Genomic DNA, 14,099 nt, shown 5'->3' with positions numbered 1-14,099 from the left:
CAAAAATTATGACAGAGACTAAGTTTGATAAACGAGATTTTAGAACCGCGTTAGGCCAGTTTCCTACTGGGGTAACCGTGATCACCACTGTTGATGAAAATGGTTCTCCCATTGGTTGTACGGCGAGCAGTTTTAACAGCGTATCCATTGACCCCGCACTCGTCTTGTGGAGTATTGATAAAGGCGCATTCAGTAAATCCATTTTTGAAAGTGCAGAATATTTTGCGATCAACGTGTTAAGTGAAAATCAGGTTGAAATCTCGAATAAGTTTGCAGGAAGAGGAGAGGATAAATTTAAAGATGTCTCCTTTTCCAAAGGTCTAGGCGGCGCGCCGTTACTAACAGGATGCGGTGCACAATTTGAGTGTAAAACCTGGAAGGTTTACGAGGGGGGCGATCACCTGATTATTGTCGGTGAAGTGCTTAAATACAAACACGATGATTCACTTACACCTTTGGCATTCTCTCGGGGGAGTTACGCCATCACCTCAGCTCATCCAAGTGGTAATGTTCAGAGAGATCAAGCAGAAACTGGTAACGAATTTTTAGATAACTATTTGTTATATTTAATGAATTCTGCTATTTCTAAATACCGTCAAGATTTATATCCGAAATTAATTGATGGCTGTGATGTGACTCCAGAGCAGTGGCGGGTGGTCACGATTTTGTCAAACACCCCAGTGCATACCCTGAAGACTCTGTCAATTTTGGCCATGCAGCCATTGGAAGATTTAAGTGAATCAGTGGATACCCTCAAAGAAAGAGGGGCATTGACGGTTATAGACGACAAGCTTGTTCTAACAGATGCGGGCATGGCGTTACAGAAATCCTTACTAGAAGTTGCTGCTCAGCATGAAGAACATATGTTGAGTGACCTAAGTTCTGAGCAAACCAATGTACTCAAAACGGCGTTGAAAAGTATCATTGAAATGGAAAGCTAAAAAGCAGTCAAAAAGGTGATGCTAGATCACCTTTTTGGCTGTGTGATGATCGAATAACCTTCTAGCGAGCACATGTTTCAATATATTTAATAGCTTCACTTAAGAATAATAAAAGAGAAAGTAAATATGAAAGGAAAATATAGCTCGTTCCTGAGTGTCTTAGGACCGGGAATTCTGTACGCAGCAGCGGCAGTAGGAGTCTCTCATTTAGTCCAGTCTACCCGTGCCGGAGCAGATTATGGCTTAGGGCTAACATTTATTATTATTTTAGCCTGTTTAGTCAAATATCCAGCCCTACGTTTTGGTGGTGAATTTGCCGCATCTACGGGTAAAAACTTGATCACAAGCTACCGCACAGCGGGATGGTTTATATTTGCGATTTTTGCCTTCGCGGAAATTTTTAGCATGGTTTTTGTGGTCGGCGCCATCGCGCTTTTCACCCTAGGCTTATTTCAAGCGGCCTTTGATTTTTCGGTTAATCCAGTTCTAGGTGTCAGTGTTTTGCTGTCGGTTATCGCGTTATTTTTGATTAGCGGCCACTACAGCCTATTAGAACGATTAACCAAGTATATTGTTTCCTGTTTTACCCTACTAATTATTATTACGGTGTTTTTGGTTGCAGGTAAAATGGAATGGTCTCCTTCAGTTTTCGCCATTCCTGCTATCGATTCCTCAGTCATTCTTTATGTGGTTGCGTTGATAGGTTTCATGCCTTCACCAACCGATGGTTCAGTGACCCAATCCCTATGGATTTGCGCTCGAGCAGAGGATACGGGGAAGTTGCCAACACCCCGGGAAGCCCGCCTAGATTTTAACGTGGGTTATGTGATGAGCGTGTTGTTGGCTCTGTGTTTCTTAGTTCTTGGCACCGGCTTAATGAACAATACCGGAGTGGCTATTGAAGCGAGTAATTCCGGCTTCTCACGGCAGCTAATGGCACTTTTTACCCAAACAATTGGTCCTTGGAGTTTCCCACTCATTGCGACTATTGCCATCTTCGTGATGTTCTCAACGCTGTTCGCGGTGGTTGATGGAATGACACGCGTGCTGGTTGGAATACTTGATAGCGGCGTTAACCGCCCTGAATTAAACCTGAATTCTAAGAAAAATTATAACATTGCCATGATCATATTGTGTATTGCAGCAATTCTGATTTTGGCGACCATGCTGAAGTCTTTCGCTACCTTTATCGATATTACTTCGGTCATTGTCTTTGTTATCAGCCCTATTTTGGCCTACTTGAATCATCGTGCAATGTGGAGCGAGGCTGTTCCTGAAGCGTTGCAGCCAAGCCGGTTTATGAAAATGTGGAGCTTGTGCGGGGTGTTTATCTTAACCACTTTCACGCTCATCTATTTTTACTATCGCTTATTTGCATAACGTTCTCATTTCGCATTTGTGGTTTAGATTTCTGCAAATGCTAAAACTGAATAATTTTTCACATCTAAATATAAATAAAAACATCAATGGAAGTTATTAGACTATGACACAAATTACCTGCTCAGACGCCATCATTCAATATCTGATTAAAAATGGTGTCGATACTATTTTTGGCATACCTGGTGCCCAAACCTATGCTTTTTTTGATGCACTCAGTCGATATCAGGACAAAATTAAATTGGTCGTGACCCGGCATGAACAAGGTGCTGGCTACATGGCTTATGGCTATGCCAAATCTACTGGAAAAATAGGCGTATATTGTGTGGTTCCAGGCCCTGGAGTACTCAATTCAACAGCGGCATTGTGTACCGCACATAACACTCCGGTATTATGCATCACCGGTGAAGTTCCTAGTGAGTTTGTGGGAATCGGACACGGCATGCTACATGAGCTTGATGATCAACTTGGGATCCTAAAAGTGCTGACCAAATGGGCTGCGCGCATCAATCATTCTGTAGATGCACCAGCCATCATGTCTAATGCATTTACGCAACTTAGTTCCGGTCGCAAGCGACCAGTGGCAATAGAAGTGCCGATGGACATTTTTGGGCAAAAAGCCAATGTCGATGTGAATTTTCCTGCCATTCCAAGCCCAGCTTATGAGCCTCTTGATAAGAAAATCAAAGCTGCAGTCGAGATTATACGAAAAGCAAAAAATCCGATGATAATGGTGGGTAGTGGTGCGGTTGATGCCAAAGATGAAATACTGAAATTAGCGAAATTACTGCAAGCACCAGTAGTGTCATTCAGAGGAGGTCGAGGCATTGTCAGTGATGACTCGCCTTATGGGTTTAACTGTGCTGCGGGGTATAAGCTGTATTCAGAAGTAGATGTAATGATTGGCATTGGCTCTAGAATGGAATTACCCGCGTTTCGTTGGCAAACCGGGGTAGCTACATGCGAATTGGTACGGATTGATATTGATCCTACACAACTGACTCGTTTACGTGGTGATGTGTCTATTGTTGCAGACGCGACCTTAGCGACTCAAGCTCTGTTAAATGTCTTAGAAGAAGATGCCACGGCTCGTCCCAGTAAAGAAGCCTATTTTAATGAAATCAAAGCACAAAGCTGGCAAGAAATTCAAAAAGTTCAACCGCAAATGACCTATCTAAACATCATTCGAGATGTTATGCCAAGAGACGGTTTTATCGTAGAAGAAATTTCCCAAGTTGGCTTTACATCTTGGTTGGGCTTTCCAGTATATGAGCCTCGCCATCTTGTTACTTGTGGTTACCAGGGCAACCTTGGCCACGGCATTCAGACGGGGATGGGGGTGAAAGTCGCTAACCCTGACAAAGTTGTGATGTCTATTGCCGGTGATGGCGGGTTTATGTTTGGCGTGCAAGAGTTAGCCACCGCTGTGCAATTTAAGATTGGCCTGATTATTCTACTGTTCAATAACAACGCATACGGCAATGTGAGACGGGATCAAATTAACTTTTTTGATGGCAATGTAGTGGGTTCCGAATTGACCAACCCTGATTTCGTTAAGCTGGTTGAGAGTTTTGGTGCCAAGGCTTATCAATCCAATTCACCTGAACACTTCAAAGAATTACTCGAACAAGCTGTTGTCGATTCAGAAGATGGTCCGGTTGTGATTGAAATACCCTGTGAGCGCGGCAGCGAAGCGTCCGTATGGGAATTCTTGATGCCAGCAGGATACGGTAATTAAGGTTTCAAAGTTAATTAATCGTTTCTAATTAGCAAACGATTTTTTACTTGCCAGGCAGTTAGTTACTCCGAAGCTAGCTGCCTTTTTTATGCAACAAGACATATGGCATAGGGTGTTAAGTTTTTCTATCCTAACCCTTAGCCTCCCACTCAGGTTTTCATCTTACTAGTTGATTTTAGCCTCACCGAATAATAGGCAAAGAGGCATTTAGTGAGTGAAGTGGGTAGTTGTTTGGCAGTTAGTTACTTTTACATATCAACATTTTCGACGATAATATTTACCACTAAAAGTGGAGCATACTTAGGGAAGCTTCATCATTTATGGATGCGTCTCATTATAAGTAGTTTGTATGAGCTTGAAATTGCAGAGCTAACCAATCAACAAAAACGCGCGTTCTTAAGGGAAGGTGTTTATTTTGTGGATACAATGCAGAAACTGGCATATTTGGCGGTGGGTAGTTGCATAACAATTCGACTAAGGTACCCGCTGTTAATTCCTTGGCTATTCTATAGCGGGGCACTTGTATCAACCCCAATCCTGCAATTGATGCGCAGGTATACATATCTGCACCTGCAACGATGATTGATGTTGCTAAATCAACACTAATGAGTTTTTTTCCCGACATAAAGTCCAGGGAAGTGGGTCTTGATTTCGCTTCTAATGAGTACCCAATGGCTTTATGTCGCTTTAAGTCGCCAATTTTAGTAGGCGAGCCATATTTGGCAATATAATCAGGGCTTGCAACAGTTACTTGTTGCATCGTTGCCAAGCGTTTTGCGATAAGACTGGAATCGGTTAATTCACCTGCCCGCAAGACACAGTCTACGCCTTCTGCAACTAGGTTTACTTGTCTGTCATCTTCTGCCACATGCATTGTTATATTTGGGTACTGGGTTAAGAATTTGTTTAAAAATGGCATTACAAAATGCTTAGCTAACGTGCCTTGTAAATTGACCCTTAGTAATCCTGAAGGTGAAGCTGGCGAAAATAAATTTTCAATTTCGTCGAGATCAGTCAGTAATTCACTGCAGCGAAGATAAAAGAGCTCCCCATCATGGGTTAAGTTGACTTGACGAGTTGTGCGTTCGAACAGTCGCGTGTTTACCCTAGCTTCAAGGCTTTTGATTAGGTTCGTCACAGTAGATCTTGGGAGCAGAAGATCTTCTGCCGCTAGGGTAAAACTTTTACGTTCAGCAATTCTGACAAATACTTGCATTTCCCTAAAACGATCCATAGGCACCTTCTGATAATTGTTAGCTATTTTGGAATAGTGTTTTCAATATTTATCTAATTATTTGTAAAAGTAAATCAGTAATACTGGGTTTCAATATCAATAGTAATGAAAGAGGATATAAAAATGTCTAAACCAAAAGTTGCTTTAATCACAGGTGGTTCCAGTGGTATCGGTGCAAGTATCGCGACGCAATTCGCTAAGGGAAGTATGAATATAGCTGTTAACTATGCACAAAATACTGGGCAGGCGGAGTCAATTGTTGAACAACTCAGACAATACGGTGTTAATGCATTGGCATTTAAATGCAATGTGGCTGATGCTTCCAAAGTTGAAGACATGTTCACTGATATTGAGAATACCCTTGGAAAAATCGATATCTTAGTGAATTGCGCTGGTATTATGAAACTGGCAACCTTGGCTGAAAGCGATGATAAATTGATAGACAGTCTTATAGCTGTTAATTTAAAAGGTACTTTTAATACACTGCGACAAGCGGCCACTCGTTTAAATAGTGGTGGCCGTATTATCAATTTATCTAGCAGTGTCGTGTGCCTTAAACTAGAAACCTATGGCGTTTATGCAGCGACTAAAGCCGCAGTTGAGTCAATGACTTCAATTCTTGCAAAAGAGTTACGTGGGCGGTCTATTTCGGTCAATGCGGTTGCTCCAGGACCTACCTCTACAGAGTTGTTTTTATCGGAAAAATCTCCCGAATTAATTGAGCGATTCGCAAAAATGAACCCTTTTGAACGACTTGGCAGCCCAAAAGATATAGCAAACATAGTTTCCTTTCTCGCTGGACCAAAAGGGGATTGGGTAAATGGTCAAGTTCTGCAATGCAATGGCGGACTGGTTTAATCAAATTGGAGGGAATGTAAGCATACCAACTAGAAAACCCTCTGTTCACTATCTGTTGTAAATAATAACACTGTTAATGTTGCAATTACCCCCCATTAACAGTGTTATCTGTATTCCCTTATTAAAATAAAAGATAAGGCGTTATATCACCGTTTCCGCTGCTTCTTGAAATACTGCGGCTTTTCAGTATTAAATGACACAACAAGGCTTATTGAAATAAGTGGCTTGCATGAAAACGCAAGTGTTCTTCAATGAAACTAGCGATAAAGTAATAGCTATGGTCATAACCTTCATGAATTTTCAATTCAAGAGGGTAATTACGTATCTTCGCTGCAGCTTCTAACATTTCGGGTTTTAACTGCTCAAGCAGGAAATCATCAGCGCCACCCTGATCAACTTTTGCTGGCACAAAGTGAGTCGCTTGTTTCATTAATTCACTGGCATCATGATTCTGCCAAGTGGTTTTATCTTTGCCTAAATATGCACTAAAGGCTTTTTGTCCCCAAGGCGTTGATATGGGGTTACAAATAGGACTAAATGCCGACATTGAGCTATAGCGTGTAGGGTTCAACATAGCGATGCTGAGTGCGCCATGTCCTCCCATTGAATGACCACTGATGGCGCGTTTATCAGAAACTGGAAACGTCTCTTCGATGAGTTTCGGCAGTTCTTTAACCACATAATCATACATTTGATAGTGACGGTTCCATGGGGCTTGCGTAGCATTGACATAAAAACCTGCGCCCTGTCCCAAATCATAATGCTTATCATCAGCCACTTCTTCACCTCGAGGGCTGGTATCGGGAGCAACAATAGCGATACCCAACTCGGCAGCGACACGTTGAACACCAGACTTTTGCATAAAATTCTCATCGGTACAGGTTAAGCCTGATAACCAGTACAATACCGGAACCTTTTTGCCACTTGAAATGTGTGGCGGAAGGTAAATTGCAAATCGCATACTGCAATTTAACGCCTGCGATTGGTGGCTATATTGTTTGTGCCAGCCCGCAAAACTTTTGTTGGCACTTAAATTTTCAATTGTCATTGGAATACCTCATGGAATGCCCAAAATAATTACTATTTTGGGCAATGTAGTGACTTTATTTATCAAAATGAATGACGGTACGGATGCTTTCACCTTTGTGCATCAGATCAAATGAATCATTTATCTCTTCTAGAGGAATAGTGTGGGTGATAAAATCACTCAATTTAAATTCGCCCGCTAAATAACGTTCAACATAGTCAGGTAATTCTGAGCGCCCCTTAACACCACCAAATGCTGAGCCTCGCCATACACGGCCAGTCACTAGTTGGAACGGACGAGTAGATATCTCTTGTCCTGCACCGGCCACACCAATTACCACTGATTCACCCCAACCTTTGTGGCAACACTCTAAAGCAGAGCGCATTAGGTTCACGTTACCAACACACTCGAATGAGTAATCCACACCACCATCAGTAAGTTCTACAATGACATCTTGTATGGGCTTGCTGTAATCTTTTGGATTAATACATTCTGTTGCGCCCAGTTTTTTCGCCAGTTCAAATTTATTTTCGTTGATATCTATTGCAATAATGCGACTTGCTTTAGCCATAGTCGCGCCAATGATTGCGGACAGACCAATTCCACCTAGACCAAAGATAGCTACGGTTGCCCCTTCTTCAACTTTCGCGGTATTCATCACCGCACCCATACCCGTTGTGACTCCACAACCCAATAAACAAACCTCTTCTAGTGGTGCGGCTTTATTTACTTTGGCTAAGGATATCTCAGGTAATACAGTGTATTCAGAAAACGTAGAGCAGCCCATATAGTGGAAAATAGGTTTTCCATCTTGATAAAAACGAGTAGTGCCATCAGGCATCAAACCTTTACCTTGAGTTTCTCGGATCTTTTGGCACAAATTGGTTTTGCCTGAAAGACAAAATTTACATTCGCCGCACTCAGGAGTGTAGAGGGGGATAACATGGTCGCCCACTTCTACGCTGGTTACGCCTTCACCAACTTGCTCAACAATACCACCACCTTCATGCCCCAAAATAACTGGAAAAATACCTTCAGGATCTTCCCCAGATAGGGTAAATGCATCGGTATGGCATACACCTGAGGCGATAACCTTGATGAGTACTTCACCTTTTCGAGGTAGCATGACATCCACTTCTTCGATGGATAATGGCTGCTTAGGCCCCCAAGCGATGGCGGCTTTTGATTTAATAAATTTATCTGACATATTTTTCTCACTTTGTAGTTAGGTCTAATTTAAAAATAGCAATGTTTTGTGCTGTATCTTTAATGGGCGTGACCTTGAGATAGGTTAATGATGGCTACCCCTACAGCGACAAACGCCATGCCAAACCAGGTTGTTAGGTCAAGGTGTTGGCGATAAATGACCGTTGACAGTAGGGTGACAGTAATAATGGCAAGACCTGCCCATAGGGCGTGCACAATACCAATAGGCATGTTTTTCATAGCTTGCCCTAGAAACATAAACGCACCCAGGTGACAGAGTAACACTAGAAGACTTGGCAGCGGTTTGGTGAAACCATCGGTCTCTTTCAAAGCCACATGTGAAATGGCTTCAGCAGCGACACCTAAAAACAAAAATAACCAGCTCATCGTTGCGTCCTCTTAACGTTTGCGACATGAAACGCCGTGATATTTCACAGCATGTTTCGGATATGGCAGCCATTATAGTTATTTCTAAATAAGTGATAATATGCTATTTAATTAAATTACTTTTACGATATGGTAATAATCATGCAATGGGAAGGTATCATTGAATTTGTTTATGTCGCCGAAAACGAGAGTTTTACTCAGGCCTCCAAAAAAATGGCTATTTCGACCGCTCAAGTCAGCAGACAGATAACAGCGTTGGAAAAACGACTTAATACTAAATTGTTTTATCGTACAACACGCAAAGTATCCTTAACTGAAGAAGGGCGGGTTTTTTATCAACACTGTCGCAGTGTACTCGATGGGTTAGATGCAGCAGAGCGTGCCATAACAAACTTGCAATCGAAACCTCAGGGAAAAGTAAAGCTGACGGCTCCCGTAACCTTTGGTGAACAACAAATATTACCGCTAGTCAATAATTTCGCCTTGCAATACAGCGATATTGAGGTAAATGCGTTGCTGACTAATCAGAATTTAGACTTGGTGGAAGGAGGGTACGATTTAGCGATTCGGCTTGGCAGGTTAACTGATTCAACGATGATGGCGAAAAAACTGGGAAAGCGAACCAACTATGTGTGTGCATCATCAGAGTATATTGATAAACATGGCATACCTCACTCCTTGTCTGAATTGAGTACACACGTTTGTTTATTGGGAACTCTGGATTATTGGCACTTTAGAGAGTCAGGCAAAGAGAAAAATATTCGCGTGAATGGAAAACTTCGCTATAACAGTGGTTTTGGACTTGTTGACGCGGCATTAAAGGGCTTGGGCATAGTACAATTGCCCGATTATTATGTTCAAGAACACCTGCAAAGTGGAAGTTTGATTTCATTGCTGGATAATTATCGCGCCCCTGATGAAGGCATTTGGGCTATTTACCCTCAAAATCGCCACCTATCTCCCAAAATAAGATTATTAGTGGATTATTTGGCAGAGCAATTACATTAAAGGCCGTTATATTATTCAGCGTATCAATCTAATGTAATTGCAAGCATGGGGAGATTGAGATGTGATGTTATTTACGGCAGTATTAATTTTGTTCTTTATTGCCCAAGGGCGTTTTATCATCGTATTTTAAGAAGTCTTATTTGCCTGGAAACGTTGTTAATCCTCATCAAAAGCTTGTTGAGGTGTGACCCCCAAGATTGGTTAGACGTAGCTATCAAGCCTAAAATCTACCTACGTTATTAGTCGATCACGCTAACTGTGAGCTAAAGGCATAGGTGTGCAACAGTATTTGATACAAAATTTGTTTACGAGCTATTACTTTGTCCAGAGGTACCTATCCAGTAAATATCAAAAATCAATCCCAACTTTATACACTACAATTCCTTTTGTATAACAGTCGAATTGAACTATAATCTCATCAATAGTATGAATATTTCATATTTTGGGGGAGTATAATGTCAACAACTCGCAAAACTATTACGGTGACAGACCAACAAGATAAATGGATAAAAGCTCAAATTGCAGCTGGCCGTTATACTAACGATAGCGAATATATCCGCGCTCTTTTACGCAATGATCAGGAACAAAATAGCCATGATGACGCTATTAGAAAAGCATTAATTGAAGGCGAAGCAAGCGGAAAACCTCAGCTATTCAATGTAAGTGAATTCAAAGAAAGAATGAAGACTAAACATGCCTAGTTACCGTCTTGCTCCATCGGCTGAGCAGGACATGGAAGCTATTTGGGAATACTCTTTTGAACAATGGGGTATCAATCAAGCTAACATTTATATTGATGAACTGGTTTCAGCTTTTGAAGGTTTGGCAGCTTCATCTTCACAGGCGATATCCTGTGACAATATTCGGGTAGGATATAAATTCTATCGCCAAGGAAAGCATCTGATCTATTTTAAAACAACCAATTATGGTGTGGCGGTTATTAGAATTCTGCATGAGCGAATGTTGCCTAGTCTTCATCTTTAACCTTTATCTCTCAAAGGATACCCTTTCTTGCATATTTCAGAGCTACTTTCTCCAATAAACAATTTCCTACAATGCTCAACCCCACAAAGCTGGATTGATGAAACAATTAAAGGGGAAAATCTACCTACGTTATTAGTCGATCTCGCTAACTGCGAGCTAAAGGCATAGGTGTGCAATTGTTCTAACGACGGAGAAATAGCCAGTACGCCAACGTCCAACTTGACTGCGCATGAAATATGCGCATAATAAAATCAATGTTTTAGAAAAAGGTCTGTTTATGGCAACGACTAACAAAATTCCTTGCAACACATCAATAGACGCTCAACTAATTAATGAGGCTAGAGAACTTAAATTAAGCCCATCGGCGATTTTGGAAGAAGCACTAGGCAAAGCAGTGAAGCTAGCAAAATACCAACGTTGGTGCCAGGAAAACAAGCAAGCGATTGAAGATCACAATAATGTTGTAATGAAGCACGGAACTTTCTCTGAAAGAATTAGGCAGCTATGAATTTTACGCAATTTTCATTGTGTGAAGCCTATGAACAACGCTTAGTTATTCTGACAAATACACTCTTCAATGATGTTGAGAGTATTTTGGTTGCACCTATCCAAATTCAAGCAGAACGAATACTGATAAAGGGGTTACAAATTCCACTAATCATTAATGATACAAATTGCTACGTCGATTTGTTAGATATTGCGACGATTTCAAAGAAAAACATTAAACCTGTTGCCTGTTCTGATTTGTCAGAGTATCGAACTGCAATCAAAGCTGGCTTAGATTTATTAATTGATGGATTTTAAATAGCACAATGTCTGCAATCATTAACCAACTGCTTGAGCCAATTACCAATTTTCTCTATTGCCCAACCCCGCAAAGCTGGATTGATGAAGCCATCAAGCCAGAAAATCTACCTACGTTATTAGTCGATCACGCTAACTGCGAGCTCAAAGCCGCGCAAACTGCTATGTTGTTATTACGTCGCTATGCGGTGGATAAAGAAAGCGGCGACGCATTATTGGCTTGGCTAAAGCCTTTCGAAGACTTTGTCTATCGCAAAGTGGGTGATGGTAATTTTAAAGAACATGTTAACTTGTCTAAAAAGTTGATTAGCAAGTCAAACTTTGAGCATGGTGATGAGTTAATCAATAAAATGGTCATGCTGATCAAAGAAGAATTGCACCATTTTCAACAGGTGTGGGAGATTATGCAAAATCGCGGTATTGAATACGCTAACCTGACAGCATCACGTTATGCTCGAGGAATGATGAAGCGCGTGCGTACCCATGAGCCTGCAAAACTGACAGATACCTTGATTTGCGGTGCTTTTATTGAAGCTAGAAGCTGTGAGCGTTTTGCTAAATTAGCGCCTTTTTTGGATGATGAGTTAGAGACTTTCTATATATCTTTACTGCGTTCTGAGGCGAGACATTTTCAGGATTATTTGAGCTTAGCTGAAAAGATTGCGTTGCAACCAATCGACGACAGAATTGAATTATTTAAACAAAAAGAAGCGGAATTAATTCTATCTGATGATAGTGAATTCCGCTTCCATAGTGGTGTATTAATCGGTAACTAAACACCGATTAATTAACTGACTTTTCATCGTCGTTTTTTGCACCACAAAGTTGATCACCGTAGTAGTTATTTGCGTAGTTACAATTCGTTGGGTGGTTGTTTACTGTTTTTGCATTGAAGATAGACTTAACGTTTTTGATTAGAGTTTGCATGTTATTCACCTTGTTTGGAATGTGAGTTAATCATGAACTACATTTCATAAACTTTAAATTTGAATAAATCAATTATCTAATTCGATTAATTAGAATGACGCATTTATTAAATTTTTGCCAAATCCTGCCATATCGTCAACATACAAAAGTTTATTCATACAACACGTTTTTATAATTTTGGTAATGTTATAATATTGCATTATATTGATGTTCAGCGTAAATTTATTAGCGTTTTCAAAAATTATACCCATTATCAGGTTTTATTATGAATGAAGAAGAAAGTAAACAAAGCAACTCATTTTCAGAAAGTAAAAGTTCATGTTGTAGTAATACAAGTTGTTGCGCTCCGCAAACACCAGTAAAACGAGATTTACCCAAAGTAGGGCGCAATGATGCCTGTCCATGTGACAGTGGCCGTAAATTTAAAAAATGCTGTGGTCAATAAATATTAGAATACTGAGTGGCAGGTATCAATTAACCTAACTCTAGAAGAAATATCAACTTCTATCTTACTGATACGTACTAGAGGGGCCCGCATTTATCTGTCAGTTGCTTACTAAATATATCCCTTAAAATAGTCAATTCCGAGGTCCTCACATAATTGGGTCGAATGATTAGCGCAATGGTGCGGTGCGGACCCGGTTCGTTTAAATGAATCGCGCGTAATTCTGACTGGTGATGGATAAGTTGGTCTAAGGCCATTTGCGGAACTAAGGTGGTGCCTAATTTCCCAGCAACCATCTGTACTATGGTGTGCAAACTGGCGGAATCGAAATCTGATTGCTGTTTCTTGTTTTGCAAACTACAGGCCACCAACGCATGATCTTTCAAACAGTGCCCGTCTTTTAACAGCATCAATTTTTCTATTTCCATTTCTTCACTGGTAATTTCTTTCATTTGACTTGGGCTTTCATCTTTATGGCTTACCCAATAAAAGTCTTCTTCCCAAAATGGAAATGTCATTAAGCCATCAACGGGATAGGGCAGTGCAAGCACTGCTGCATCGATGTCACCATTACGCACTAAATCCACAAGTACATGGGACTGTTCTTCTACTATTTGTAGCTTGAAGTCTGGATATTGCCTACGGACTTCAGGGAGTACTTTGGGCAACATGTAAGGCCCAATGGTAGGGATCACGCCTAAGGTCATTGATCGAGATAGGGGCATTTTGTTAGTTTGAGCTAGTTGCAATAGCTCATCCATCTCTATCTTAATCCGTTTTGCTTTAGCGAGGATAATTTCACCATCTGCAGTTACTAACACCTGTTTATTGTTTCGCTCAAATACTTGTAAGCCAAGTTGCTTTTCTAATTCATTTATTGCCGTACTCAATGCCGACTGGGAAACATTGCAGGCTTCAGCGGCCTTTTTAAAGTGTCGAGTCTTATCGATTGCTAGGGCGTATTTTAATTGTTTTAAAGAAACCATAAGTGTTGTTCCAAAAAATTGAACATAAGTCCAAATTAATTCTAATTACAATTATTCTATCAGCAGCGATCAGTAAAGGCGTTACTTTTATAGTTCTAAAAAATAGAAGATAAGTATAGATTTAATTTAATTTAACTGCACGACCCTTAGGCCTATTATTGACCCCGTTGAAAGCAA

At 40.7% G+C, this 14,099-nt stretch carries 17 protein-coding genes and 1 pseudogene; 12 read left to right on the top strand and 6 right to left on the bottom strand.

The genetic code is table 11. The features are described from left to right. The first annotated feature begins 8 nt into the window (after positions 1–8). The 3 genes from ACYVIL_RS21480 (at position 9) to ACYVIL_RS21470 (ending at position 4,056) form a co-directional block, all read left to right on the top strand. Positions 9–941: a flavin reductase gene (locus ACYVIL_RS21480; RefSeq protein ID WP_460314904.1), complete on the top strand. Its 933-nt coding sequence runs from the start codon at positions 9–11 to the stop codon at positions 939–941. A 126-nt stretch (positions 942–1,067) separates the two neighbouring features. Further along, positions 1,068–2,321 (top strand): NRAMP family divalent metal transporter, encoded by a 1,254-nt coding sequence (locus ACYVIL_RS21475; RefSeq protein ID WP_460314902.1) that lies wholly within the window; start codon positions 1,068–1,070, stop codon positions 2,319–2,321. Positions 2,322–2,424: 103 nt separating this feature from the next. Continuing rightward, positions 2,425–4,056 (top strand): thiamine pyrophosphate-dependent enzyme, encoded by a 1,632-nt coding sequence (locus tag ACYVIL_RS21470; RefSeq protein ID WP_460314900.1) that lies wholly within the window; start codon positions 2,425–2,427, stop codon positions 4,054–4,056. Between the two features lie 334 nt (positions 4,057–4,390). On the opposite strand, the gene ACYVIL_RS21465 is transcribed toward ACYVIL_RS21470, so the two are convergent. Then, entirely contained in the window at positions 4,391–5,290 is a 900-nt protein-coding gene (locus tag ACYVIL_RS21465; protein WP_460314898.1) for a LysR family transcriptional regulator, read from the bottom strand. A 123-nt stretch (positions 5,291–5,413) separates the two neighbouring features. Between ACYVIL_RS21465 and ACYVIL_RS21460 the strand changes: the two genes are divergently transcribed. Continuing rightward, entirely contained in the window at positions 5,414–6,148 is a 735-nt protein-coding gene (locus tag ACYVIL_RS21460) for an SDR family oxidoreductase (RefSeq protein WP_460314896.1), read from the top strand. A gap of 208 nt (positions 6,149–6,356) precedes the next feature. Here the strand turns inward: ACYVIL_RS21460 and fghA are convergent, their stop codons facing one another. The 3 genes from fghA to ACYVIL_RS21445 are packed head-to-tail and all read right to left on the bottom strand — an operon-like array spanning position 6,357 to position 8,768. After that, positions 6,357–7,196, bottom strand: a complete 840-nt coding sequence (gene fghA, locus ACYVIL_RS21455) for an S-formylglutathione hydrolase (protein ID WP_460314894.1) — start codon at positions 7,194–7,196, stop codon at positions 6,357–6,359. A gap of 55 nt (positions 7,197–7,251) precedes the next feature. Next, on the bottom strand, positions 7,252–8,382 hold the full coding sequence (locus ACYVIL_RS21450; RefSeq protein WP_460314892.1) for an S-(hydroxymethyl)glutathione dehydrogenase/class III alcohol dehydrogenase: 1,131 nt from the start codon (positions 8,380–8,382) through the stop codon (positions 7,252–7,254). Between the two features lie 59 nt (positions 8,383–8,441). Next, the gene (locus ACYVIL_RS21445) at positions 8,442–8,768 is read right to left on the bottom strand and encodes a DMT family transporter (protein WP_460314890.1); all 327 of its coding nucleotides are present in this window, start codon (positions 8,766–8,768) and stop codon (positions 8,442–8,444) included. Positions 8,769–8,909: 141 nt separating this feature from the next. On the opposite strand from ACYVIL_RS21445, the gene ACYVIL_RS21440 reads away from it, so the two are divergent. From ACYVIL_RS21440 to miaE (ACYVIL_RS21410), 7 genes and pseudogenes are all read left to right on the top strand, one after another. Then, positions 8,910–9,776, top strand: coding sequence for a LysR substrate-binding domain-containing protein (locus ACYVIL_RS21440; protein WP_460314888.1), 867 nt, complete (start codon positions 8,910–8,912; stop codon positions 9,774–9,776). A 455-nt stretch (positions 9,777–10,231) separates the two neighbouring features. Then, the gene (locus ACYVIL_RS21435; protein ID WP_303475233.1) at positions 10,232–10,477 is read left to right on the top strand and encodes a type II toxin-antitoxin system ParD family antitoxin; all 246 of its coding nucleotides are present in this window, start codon (positions 10,232–10,234) and stop codon (positions 10,475–10,477) included. Next, positions 10,470–10,760 carry a type II toxin-antitoxin system RelE/ParE family toxin gene (locus ACYVIL_RS21430; RefSeq protein ID WP_460314886.1) on the top strand — a complete coding sequence of 97 codons (291 nt, stop codon included), beginning with the start codon at positions 10,470–10,472 and terminating at the stop codon, positions 10,758–10,760. The genes ACYVIL_RS21435 and ACYVIL_RS21430 overlap by 8 nt, the downstream gene beginning before the upstream one ends. Before the next feature lie 33 nt (positions 10,761–10,793). Continuing rightward, positions 10,794–10,925 (top strand): annotated as a pseudogene (miaE, locus tag ACYVIL_RS21425) (tRNA isopentenyl-2-thiomethyl-A-37 hydroxylase MiaE); the annotation flags it as partial. A gap of 64 nt (positions 10,926–10,989) precedes the next feature. Continuing rightward, positions 10,990–11,268: a type II toxin-antitoxin system CcdA family antitoxin gene (locus ACYVIL_RS21420; protein WP_303475235.1), complete on the top strand. Its 279-nt coding sequence runs from the start codon at positions 10,990–10,992 to the stop codon at positions 11,266–11,268. Beyond that, the gene (locus ACYVIL_RS21415) at positions 11,265–11,564 is read left to right on the top strand and encodes a CcdB family protein (RefSeq protein ID WP_303475236.1); all 300 of its coding nucleotides are present in this window, start codon (positions 11,265–11,267) and stop codon (positions 11,562–11,564) included. Before ACYVIL_RS21420 ends, ACYVIL_RS21415 begins: the two co-directional genes overlap by 4 nt. Before the next feature lie 8 nt (positions 11,565–11,572). Further along, positions 11,573–12,340, top strand: coding sequence for a tRNA isopentenyl-2-thiomethyl-A-37 hydroxylase MiaE (gene miaE / locus ACYVIL_RS21410; RefSeq protein ID WP_460314883.1), 768 nt, complete (start codon positions 11,573–11,575; stop codon positions 12,338–12,340). Between the two features lie 7 nt (positions 12,341–12,347). Here the strand turns inward: miaE (ACYVIL_RS21410) and ACYVIL_RS21405 are convergent, their stop codons facing one another. After that, a complete protein-coding gene (locus tag ACYVIL_RS21405; RefSeq protein WP_460314881.1) occupies positions 12,348–12,491 on the bottom strand; it encodes a hypothetical protein in 144 nt (47 codons plus the stop codon). 265 nt (positions 12,492–12,756) lie between these two features. Here ACYVIL_RS21405 and ACYVIL_RS21400 point away from each other — a divergent pair, with 265 nt between their 5' ends. Further along, on the top strand, positions 12,757–12,936 hold the full coding sequence (locus tag ACYVIL_RS21400; protein WP_460314879.1) for an SEC-C metal-binding domain-containing protein: 180 nt from the start codon (positions 12,757–12,759) through the stop codon (positions 12,934–12,936). 77 nt (positions 12,937–13,013) lie between these two features. Here ACYVIL_RS21400 and ACYVIL_RS21395 read toward each other — a convergent pair whose 3' ends face one another. Continuing rightward, positions 13,014–13,922: a hydrogen peroxide-inducible genes activator gene (locus ACYVIL_RS21395; RefSeq protein WP_460314877.1), complete on the bottom strand. Its 909-nt coding sequence runs from the start codon at positions 13,920–13,922 to the stop codon at positions 13,014–13,016. Between the last annotated feature and the right edge of the window lie 177 nt (positions 13,923–14,099).

The sequence above is a fragment of the Aliiglaciecola aliphaticivorans genome (assembly GCF_054782055.1).
The sequence above is the reverse complement of the archived record's forward strand: the minus strand, read 5'-3'. Positions and strand labels throughout refer to the sequence as shown.